Below are 8,886 nucleotides of genomic sequence, written 5' to 3'. Positions count from 1 at the left end.
CCCGCCGCACCACCCCCGGCCTCCCCGTCCTGCTGCTCTCCCAGTACGTCGAACCCCTCTACGCCCGCGAACTCCTCACCACCGGCGGCCGCGGCATCGGCTACCTGCTGAAGGACCGCATCACCAACGGCGCCCAGTTCCTCGACGCCATCCGCCGCGTCGCCGCCGGCGGCACCGCCATGGACCCCGAGGTCGTCACCCGACTCCTGGCCGCCAAGGACCGCGACACCGCCCTCGCCACCCTCTCCACCCGCGAACGCGACGTCCTCGAATCCCTCGCCCAGGGCCGCTCCAACGCGGGCATCGCCCAGGCCCTCTTCATCACCGAGAAGGCCGTCGCCAAGCACATCACCAACATCTTCACCAAGCTCGACCTCCCCCCGACCACCACCGACAACCGCCGCATCCTGGCCGCCCTCACCTACCTCGACCAGTGACCCCACCCGCCGGCGCACACACAAAGGCCCGGACCGGATCCCATCCGGCCCGGGCCTTCGGCAGTGCGGCACGGTCCGTTCTTGCGGACGAACCACTCAGCACCGGTACTCGACCGATGACAGTGCGTCACTTTTCCCTCAGCCCGGCTTTCAGCGCCCGCAACCGGCTGTCCCACGTGCAGACCAACTCGTGGAAGCCACCCGCACTTCGACTGCGGGCAGACTGCAATCGAGACTCCGCGAGATCGAGCCACCCGCGCTGCCATCCGCTGTCTCGGGGAAAGGGGTCCATGGAGCCGGCGAGTTCGGCCGCCCATGCGATGGTCTGACCGCGCATGAAGGCAGTGTCGACCTTCTCCTGACCGTTGACGGCTGCTTCCATGACCCTGCGTCCGTCGAAGCAGTTGTAGGCGCGCCAGGCGCTGGACCGGGCCGCTTCGGGATCCTGCTCTGCGTTCAAGATAGAACGCCGCAGGTAGAGACTCCCCAGAGACATCAGGACTTCAACGTCGGTGAAGTGCTCTTCAAGGAGATCATCCACCACGAGTGCCTCATGGGGCGCTGCCGCATGCTCCCATTCAATGGAGTCCGCCGCGGGGCCGCTGTCGATGTCCGCGGCCGTCCGATCCCGACGTTCATTGAGGTAGCGCCCCACGTTTCCGACGTAGTCGTCACCGATCAGCTCGGCAAACTTGGAGTCGGCCAGGTCCCAGTCCACCGGCCTGCCCAACTCAAGGGCGATCCGAGCGGACAGCAGCGACACCCGGGGGGCCTGTGTGTGGAGTTCGGAGACCTCCTGCAGGTAGTCCGAAGCCGCGCACAAGGCCGACTCCCGCGCCGCGGAGGAGATCCCCTTTTCATAGATCGCCTGTCTCAGCAGACACTCGGACGCCTCGATCAGACCACGACGCCAACGGTCCCCGTCCCGCTCCTGCCGAGCCGCCTCAGCGTGGAGTCGAGCCGCCTCCCCGTACTCCCAGATGTATCGGTGGTAGGACGCACGGGACCTCATGACGTCCAGGTTCCGCGGAAACAACTGCCCGGCCCTGTCCAGCAGTTCCCAAACCGGTCCGTGATCGACCTCCTGCGGGCGCCTGCTGTAGATCGCGGTCCAGCGTTGGTACTCACGAGTGATCCTGATGCGGGCCTCGTACAGCGCCCAGGTCGGACCGTACACCCGCTCATGCGCCATCAGCGCGTTCCAGCGCCCACGGTGAACCTGGTCGGCTCGCACCTGCTGCAAGGAACGGCCGGTGTTCCAGCCCGTGTTGTGCACGGGCACGGCCTGCGCCGCGACCACCAGGGTCCCTTCCCGCTGCCAATCGCTGTCCAAGCACCACAAGTGCAGCAGGGCCAACGACTGATTCCCGGCCCGGACCTCCTCACCACTGTCGAGCCACCGACGGACCTCTTCGACGGCCTTGGCGTGCTCCGGAAGCAGCGTCCGTCCACGACCGCCCCCGGACCAGACCTGCTTCGTGCGCAGCAGCCGGAGCCACGTCATGTAGGTACGTCCGGTGGGGAAGGACCGCACGGCGATCCGGGCCATGCGTACACCCTGTTGGAGGCTGTGCCGGGCCGACGCGTGATCGTTGCGCTCACGGTAGACATAGGCCAGGAACGCGTTGGCCTCGGCCAGTTCGACCATGTGGTCCACCGGCATGGTGGCGCTGGGCCCCTCCCGATCGGCAAGGCTTCCGGCCCGGCCGTTCAGTAGAGCGAGAACCTCCCGGGCACCCGCGTACTGCAACTCCAGGTCCGCGTGCCGCTCGTGGACCCTGCGCAGGAATCCGGCCGCCTCGACCACCAGTGGCACCGGCCAGTCGTCCCTGGAGCCCCACGCCTCCTCAAGTGCCGACAGCGTCTCCTGGGCCAGCTCCAGCCGCTCTCCGTCCCCTCTTGTCTCCTGTGCGTACATGTACCCGCTTGCCAGAAGATTGTGTGTCCACTGCTGCTGCCGCTCCGGGACCACGCTTGCCAAACGGGCGTTCTCGTTCGCGAGTTCATAGGCGGAACGCACCGCTGTCCGCCGCTCGTCCGCCGTCGTCGCCGTCGCACGGCGAAGTCCTGCCAACCTGTAGAGGAACCAGTTCCGGGTCTGGCGGGCCCGCGAGTCCTGTGCCAGAGGAAAGACCTCCAGCAGTTGCCCCGCCAGTTCGAGACTGTCAGAGGCATCGGCGCCGACGTCTGCCGAAATCTGGGCAGCAGCCGTGTTCAGGATCCAGGATGTCGACCACAGCAGACGGTTCAGCGAGACGTTGGCGGGACCTTCGTGGAGGGCCGCCAGCTGTCGCGTCAACCGTTCACGGGCAGGGGCCACCTGGGCAAGCGCGCGATGGCGGCGCGCCCCGTGGAAGCCGCACTGGTCGACGGAGCGAAGCACACGCCACGGGGCGGCTTCACCGCACACCTCCAAGAGCGATACGGCGTACTCGAACGCGGACAGGAAGGTCGCGGCTGCGTCCGGCTCCTGCACCGACGCCCGGGAGGCCAGGTTGAGGCGTCCCGCCGCCGCGTACAGTTCGTCGATCAACTCCCATCGCCGCACAGCGCCGTTGCCGGGTTCTGCACCGTTCGTCACAGCATTCTGGGCAGCCGATCGCTCACTCTCCGCGCCAGTCCGCGAGACCGTCTCCGGCGAGGTGTTCGCCGGCTCCGTCAGCGGAACAGAACCGATCGTCTGCGCCACCGGCAGAAGGACCGCGTCCGCGGAGTCGCCGTTGACGTAGAGGCCGAGTCGCGCGCGCAACCCCGGCAGCGCATCCGGGACATGGCGGTCGATCCATCCCACGGCCCGACGCAGCGCCTCGATCACACGAGGCACTGCCTCCGACTCCCCCTCCGTCTCCCCGCTCGGCAGCACCGTGTTGGCCAGCAGGCGCCCGGCAGCGATCAGGTTCCGGTCGACAACGTCGCACGGGCGTTCCCCGCCGGCGCCTGCCGTCATGTCGGCGGTGGAGCGGATCGTACGCAGGAGGTCGTTCCTGAGCGCCTCTCGACTGACCGGGCTGACCTCCAGCCGGGGGGAATCCCCGGCTGGAGGTCCCGAGTCGGCGGCGGGACGCCAAGGGATGAGAATTCCTTCGTTGAAAAGCACCCGCAACACACTGTCCGGTAACCCCATGCCCCGGAGCGCGGCTACCGGGAGTGGCAGTTCGTCGATGACTCCCCACACGGTGAGGAGGGCCTGGCCTTTGGTGCGGTCCATTCCTGTCGCGGTGGACCAGGCCCTGTCCAGTACGCTGGCGATGGTCGGCTCTGCGGCCTCCATCAGAGCTTCTTCGAACTCTTCAGGCCCAATCTCCACCGCCGCCCGGGAACGGGCGTCGAATCCCGCGAGGAAACTGTCGTAATCGTCCTTGCGGTGAATTCGACAGACCAGGCGGACGGCGCGTTCGATGACCCCGGGACGACGCACTATCTCGTCATAGCCCACCAGGTCCAGGCCGTTGACATCGGTCACGAGATTCTCGCCGGCGAGCCAGTCACCGATCAACGCGAGAGCGTCCGATGTGGCCAGCGCAGGTACGACGAGTGGCCTCGGCCGGTGGTTCCCACCGTCGATCTCAACGGTTTCGGTGGTCTCCACGATGACCGCGGCGCGCTTGAAGACCTCCTGCCTCAGCAACTCGTCCAGCTCTTCACGGAGTTCCGGGCGATTCAAGTCGATGCGACACGCCTTGATGACAAGAATGAGACTCCTGCCCTTGACCTGACGAGGCAGAACGAGGTCGAGAAGGCCATCGGTCGTACGCTTGGCCGCAACCATGAATTCGCTGTCGTCCAGCGTCTGATGCAGCGCTCTGGTGATCGCCTCCATCAGCGGGCTCTCAGCCGCCGCACTGGGCTCGATCTCGAGTACCACGGGCGGGAGGGAACCCGCGGGCAGCAGGTCGGCCTTGGCGAGAAGCGAGGTGAGAAGCGCCGACTTGCCCACCTGCGCCCGTCCCGTCACGGGAAGGACCTGCCCCATGCGCACCATTTGGCGCGCCTCACCCAGCAAGGCGTCGCGCCCCAGGAAAGGGATCGGCAGCGGCAACGGGTCCGGGCCGAGGTACTGGATCTTCTCAGGTTGCGCTGGCGTCCCACTGTCACTGTCCGGCGCTGCGGCTTGATAGCCGGCCGCCTCGAACGGCTTCACGAACCGCCGGTTCCTCACCCAGGGCAGTTCACCCACCCGCGAGTCATTGGTGACCGGTCGCGGGTAACCACGGCTGGTGAGCCACTTGTCGACATGCGTCAAGAGTTGCCGCGGTGTCCAGAACCGCTCAGTGGGTGGCCCACCAGCCACCAGGCACCTGATGAGGGCCTGGCCGAAAGCCGTGAACTCGTTGTCCTCGGGCGACTTTGCCGTTCGGTTGGCTTCGCAGGCGGCGAGGACGTAGCAGCCCTCGGGTGCCTCACCGGCAACGTGCTGCTCGAAGGGCAGGACGTCCATGGCCAGCCCGGCATGGCAGCAGTCGAGAAGTACGAGTTTGATCGGCGCGGGCCCGCTGCCCACTGCATTCATCAGGTCGGCGAACGCCAACATGGTGCTCGGCATGTCGGCTCGGGAATGCGTCAGTGGCAACAGGAGTTGCCCGCCTTCTTCGACACCGTGACCCGCGAAGTAGAGGACGAAGCACTCCTCCGCCGCCTGGGACGCCGCCTGGACGACCGAGAGGATCTCGGCGGGGTTGCTCTTGTGCGTCAAGATCTCCTGGCAGTGATCGAGCCTGAGCCCCCACACAGCAGGATCACGCAGTTGCTCGCTCACCTTCTCGACGGTTCGCTCAACCGCCTCGAGCTCGGCGAACGTACTGTCGGTGAAGATGCGGGACGAGATGAGGACGGCGCGTGACTTCTCTCCGGCAGGCGGCTCGGCGTTCATGAACTGCCGAGAGAACGCGGCAGTTCGCGGAGCACCGCCTCGGCAGTTTCGGGGTCACGCGCCTCGATGGTGATGGTCCGCGTGCCGTCAGGAGCATCCACGCGTTCGATGACCAGCATCGGCCTGTCCTCGGCCGGACGGGAGGCGGCCTTCGACCGCCAGTAGTCGATCACCGACTGTGCCAGCACCCCGACCAGTCCCGCGTCGATGGCAAAGCGCAGACAGTCCGCAAGCACTCCCATGTCACCGGGGAGGGTGGCCGCGTGTTCGCGCCGGACGACCACACGGCGCAGATCACGCTCGGACTTGAGCCACTTCTCCAGCGCGCCCAACTCGTCGGAGCGCGCGTCCACCAAACGAAGAGTGATCTGCACCAGGCCCCCCGGGCTTGCGACCAATCAGATGCCGCACCCTACCAGCTGCGAACAGGCCGAGGCGCCGGCCTTGGACACGCTCCTCCGCTTCGTCGCGGACGACTCCGCGCGCGATGCGGCGCATGATCGCCGTCGGCGCGTCGTCGACGCCTGCCGCAGGTCGAGGAAAGGCAAAAGCCCCAGGTCACGGCGAGTGAGTCCTGGGGCTTTCACAGAGCCGCCTGCGGGATTCGAACCCGCGACCTACGCATTACGAGTTTGCCCAATCACCGTCCGTGGTCGTCCACGCTCGTCCAGACCACAGGTCAGCGGACTACGCGGGACCGAACCGGATCGTCACGGACGCAGTGGACTGAGACCAGAACTGAGACCGGGCGCCCGACCAGCCCCGACGACCCAAGGCCGTCGCGATGGGCAGACGGCCTGGAGGCTGGCAGCGCTCCCCCGGAATCGTTCATCCTGTCTAGGTATCTACCTAGAGAAGGGAGCGGCCAGTGCCCGAGCGGAGCCCGCGCGGAACCTACCTGCGGATCGCCGATGCGCTGCGGACCAAGATCAGCGAAGACTCCACGGTGATGGCACTTCCCTCCGAGGCGGAGCTGATGGAGGAGTACGGCGTCGCCCGCACCACAGTGAAGCGCGCCCTCGACGTCCTCGCGGCAGAGGGCCAGATCCGGTCGCAGCCCGGTGTCGGATGGGTCGTCGGACGCGCCGAGCCGAAGGTCCCGGTGCTCGCCCAGCTCACCGCCCTCGCCCGAAATCTCGACGTCGGGACCGTCTTCCCCTCGGAGAAAGAACTCACCGAACACACCGGTGCAGCGAGAGGCACCGTCCGACGCGCCCTCGCGCAGCTGGAGGGCGCCGGGGTCCTCGAAGTGCGCCACGGAAAGGGCCGGACCGTCCGCGCCCTGCCCGCCGATCACACCTAGGAGCAGATGCCCGTGTGGGCCTACGACCTTGCCGAGTCACTGCTGTCCACCGACCTCCCCCGCCGCTGGACCCACTCCAAGGGGGTGGCCGACAGGGCGCGCACCCTGGCTGGGATCCTCGGCCCGGACGCCGAACTGTTGGAGTCCGCAGCCGTACTTCACGACGTCGGCTACTCGCCGCGGATCGTCCACACCGGGTTCCACCCGCTCGACGGCGCCAGGTTTCTCCGTTCGGAGAACGTGGACGAGCGCGTCGTACGGCTGGTCGCCCACCACTCGTGCGCGCTGCTCGAAGCCGAGGAACGCGGCCTGCGGCACGAGCTGGAGGCAGAGTTCCCGCTGGAGGAACCCCACCTGGTGGACGCGCTGATCTACTGCGACATGACCACCACGCCGGATGGCACGCTGACGACGACGCCCGACCGGATCGCGGAGATCGTCGGCCGATACGGCCCTGACAGCATCGTCGGCCGCTTCATCCGCCGCGCCGAGCCGGAGATCAACGCGGCGGCACGTCGAGTCGAGGTCCGCCTACTGAAGTCGAACCCCGACTCCTAACCGATGTAGGGCTCGGTGCGGCCGGCCTCCAGGCCATGCTTGATTCGCAGCCGCATGGACGGGTGAATGTCCAGGTCATTGAGGTCCGCTGGGTGGACCCAGCGGACCTCTTTCGACTCCGAACTCGTCCGCAGGACGCCACCGATCGGGCGGGCCCTGAAGCAGATGGAGAACTGCTGCCGGACCTCGCCATCGTCGTAGGCCATGACGTGCCCGGGGTCTGTGTAGAGCCCGACAACCGAGGCGACCTCGACGTTGATCCCAGTCTCCTCCCGCACCTCGCGGACCACCGTGTCCGCCACGGACTCCCCGATGTCGTGGCCACCCCCGGGCAGGGCCCACAGGTCGTTGTCCGTCTTGTGGATCAGCAGCAGCCGACCCTCAACGTCAGTCACCACGGCGGTGACGGACGGCACGACGGAGTTCGCTGCCGGGGCGGCCGGGTCATGGAAGTGGTCGATACGGCTCACGCTGCGCTCTCACTTTCGAGTCGGGGCGACGTGATGGTCCGGGAACTCTCCCAGATCCGCTCGATGCTCGCCGCGTACGTGCTGAACAGCTCGCCGCCGTCCACCTGCGAGAGGTGCAGGACCGGCGCCAAGTAGGCCCCGACGCCGTAGACGTGCCCGTTCACGAGTAGGTCGTCGTCGGCACGGTAGAGCGAGTTGTAGAGCGTGGTCGCGTGAAGCCGGAACTCGACCCCCGGGACGCCGAACAGCGGCGCATAGTTGGCCAGCGCATTGCGGATCTTGCCAGCCATCGCGGGCCCGATTCCCTCGTCCTCCCCTCGCTGAGCCACGCCAGCGCAGTCGGGATCGCCCAGCATGAGCCGCACCGGCACGCCCGCCTGTGCCTTCTCCCGGACGAGCCTGAAGAACAGCGGGTCCTCCGAGAGCCAGAAGCCTGCGTAGACCACGAGGTCGAAATTCCGCTCGGCCTTGGCGTAGAGGGAGGTCCAGAGCTCCTTCGGTACGACCGCACGATGCGGGTACAGCTTCACCAGCTCGGCCCGGCCAGCCTCGGCCGTAGCGGCGCTGCTCTGCTCGTCCGACCAGAGCTCGGACAGGTCTCGCTGCAGCAGGTTGGCGAGCGCGTATTGGAAGCGCCGATACGGCCGGCGCTCGTCCTTCGCCTCAACCCACCGCTCGACAGTCCGTGAGCTCACACCAAGCAGTTCCGCGATCTGCTCGATCTTCAGCCCACTCGCGAGGATCGCTCCCCGCAACCTCTCATTAGCCATCACGCCCTCCCATGGACGAAGTTACGGCGCTTGGACGATCCGGGACGACTTGACGGTAGCGAAGCCGGACCAAGGCCGTCCAGGTACGCCGTGGTCCGACAGGCCCAGAGAGCCGAATCTAGTGATGCGCGGTCGGAAATCTCCAGCCAAACGAAGCAATGGACTTGACGAAGCGTCGGCTTCTCGGCATCGTAAGAGACATGTTCAACATGTCTCGCAGTGCGAGGCGGACGAACTAGCAGCCCTTCTTTGGGCTGCTCTGAGCTGGGCAAATGCGACCGACGGTTGTCGGGGGAAGGCGGCTTCGCCGCGCGCCCTACGGACTGACGGCATCGCAGTTCCTTGAGAACTGAAGACACGATCGTGCGGGACCGACGCGAGGGCGGCGGTTCGCGGCAGGCACCTAGGCTGCTTCGGCAGGCCGGGGAGTTGAACCACCGCGACACGTACCCTCCCCCTACGCAGTGGCATGCCACCC

7 protein-coding genes are annotated in these 8,886 nt (G+C 67.0%); 3 read left to right on the top strand and 4 right to left on the bottom strand.

What is annotated here, in order from left to right:
* A partial coding sequence (locus ACIQOV_RS14205; RefSeq protein ID WP_401048472.1) for a LuxR C-terminal-related transcriptional regulator occupies positions 1–437 on the top strand: 437 nt, incomplete at its 5' end.
* Between the two features lie 127 nt (positions 438–564).
* Here ACIQOV_RS14205 and ACIQOV_RS14200 read toward each other — a convergent pair.
* Positions 565–5,307 (bottom strand): caspase family protein, encoded by a 4,743-nt coding sequence (locus ACIQOV_RS14200; protein ID WP_401048470.1) that lies wholly within the window; start codon positions 5,305–5,307, stop codon positions 565–567.
* Positions 5,304–5,681: a hypothetical protein gene (locus ACIQOV_RS14195; protein ID WP_401048469.1), complete on the bottom strand. Its 378-nt coding sequence runs from the start codon at positions 5,679–5,681 to the stop codon at positions 5,304–5,306. The genes ACIQOV_RS14200 and ACIQOV_RS14195 overlap by 4 nt, the downstream gene beginning before the upstream one ends.
* 494 nt (positions 5,682–6,175) lie before the next feature.
* Between ACIQOV_RS14195 and ACIQOV_RS14190 the strand changes: the two genes are divergently transcribed.
* Together ACIQOV_RS14190 and ACIQOV_RS14185 are read left to right on the top strand one after the other, a co-directional pair.
* Entirely contained in the window at positions 6,176–6,610 is a 435-nt protein-coding gene (locus ACIQOV_RS14190) for a GntR family transcriptional regulator (protein WP_401048467.1), read from the top strand.
* A gap of 6 nt (positions 6,611–6,616) precedes the next feature.
* Positions 6,617–7,168 carry an HD domain-containing protein gene (locus ACIQOV_RS14185; protein ID WP_401048466.1) on the top strand — a complete coding sequence of 184 codons (552 nt, stop codon included), beginning with the start codon at positions 6,617–6,619 and terminating at the stop codon, positions 7,166–7,168.
* On the opposite strand, the gene ACIQOV_RS14180 is transcribed toward ACIQOV_RS14185, so the two are convergent.
* Entirely contained in the window at positions 7,165–7,638 is a 474-nt protein-coding gene (locus tag ACIQOV_RS14180; RefSeq protein ID WP_401048465.1) for an NUDIX hydrolase, read from the bottom strand. The genes ACIQOV_RS14185 and ACIQOV_RS14180 overlap by 4 nt on opposite strands.
* Positions 7,635–8,408 (bottom strand): helix-turn-helix domain-containing protein, encoded by a 774-nt coding sequence (locus ACIQOV_RS14175; RefSeq protein ID WP_401048463.1) that lies wholly within the window; start codon positions 8,406–8,408, stop codon positions 7,635–7,637. The genes ACIQOV_RS14180 and ACIQOV_RS14175 overlap by 4 nt, the downstream gene beginning before the upstream one ends.
* Positions 8,409–8,886 lie beyond the last annotated feature (478 nt).

Origin of the sequence: Kitasatospora sp. NPDC091257, from assembly GCF_044757675.1 — a bacterium.
In the GTDB taxonomy this organism is placed as follows: domain Bacteria; phylum Actinomycetota; class Actinomycetes; order Streptomycetales; family Streptomycetaceae; genus Kitasatospora; species Kitasatospora lactacystinica.
Note: the sequence above shows the minus strand (reverse complement) of the source record. Positions and strands in the feature narration are given on the sequence as shown.